Source organism: Vibrio sp. VGrn 2, from assembly GCF_009361695.1.
In the GTDB taxonomy this organism is placed as follows: Bacteria; Pseudomonadota; Gammaproteobacteria; order Enterobacterales; family Vibrionaceae; genus Vibrio; species Vibrio diabolicus.
In genome coordinates this window covers 1-857 of record NZ_RBWD01000043.1, presented here as the reverse complement: position 1 = coordinate 857, position 857 = coordinate 1, and the positions used below count along the sequence as shown (strand labels likewise).

Below are 857 nucleotides of genomic sequence, written 5' to 3'. Positions count from 1 at the left end.
GGCGAGGCCGAAAGGCGTAGTCGATGGGAAACGGGTTAATATTCCCGTACTTCTTACAATTGCGATGGGGGGACGGAGAAGGCTAGGTGGGCCTGGCGACGGTTGTCCAGGTTCAAGTGCGTAGGCTGAGAATTAGGTAAATCCGGTTCTCTTTAAGGCTGAGACACGACGTCGAGCATCTACGGATGTGAAGTCATTGATGCCATGCTTCCAGGAAAAGCCTCTAAGCTTCAGATTGTAAGGAATCGTACCCCAAACCGACACAGGTGGTCGGGTAGAGAATACCAAGGCGCTTGAGAGAACTCGGGTGAAGGAACTAGGCAAAATGGTACCGTAACTTCGGGAGAAGGTACGCTCTCGACGGTGAAGTCCCTCGCGGATGGAGCTATTGAGAGTCGCAGATACCAGGTGGCTGCAACTGTTTATTAAAAACACAGCACTGTGCAAAATCGCAAGATGACGTATACGGTGTGACGCCTGCCCGGTGCCGGAAGGTTAATTGATGGGGTTAGACTTCGGTCGAAGCTCTTGATCGAAGCCCCGGTAAACGGCGGCCGTAACTATAACGGTCCTAAGGTAGCGAAATTCCTTGTCGGGTAAGTTCCGACCTGCACGAATGGCGTAATGATGGCCACGCTGTCTCCACCCGAGACTCAGTGAAATTGAAATCGCTGTGAAGATGCAGTGTACCCGCGGCTAGACGGAAAGACCCCGTGAACCTTTACTACAGCTTGGCACTGAACATTGACCCTACATGTGTAGGATAGGTGGGAGGCTTTGAAGCGCAGTCGCTAGATTGCGTGGAGCCGTCCTTGAAATACCACCCTTGTAGTGTTGATGTTCTAACGTCGACCCCT

1 rRNA gene is annotated in these 857 nt (G+C 52.2%); it reads left to right on the top strand.

What is annotated here, in order from left to right:
• Positions 1-857: ribosomal RNA gene (locus D8S93_RS24755) — 23S ribosomal RNA — on the top strand; the annotation flags it as partial.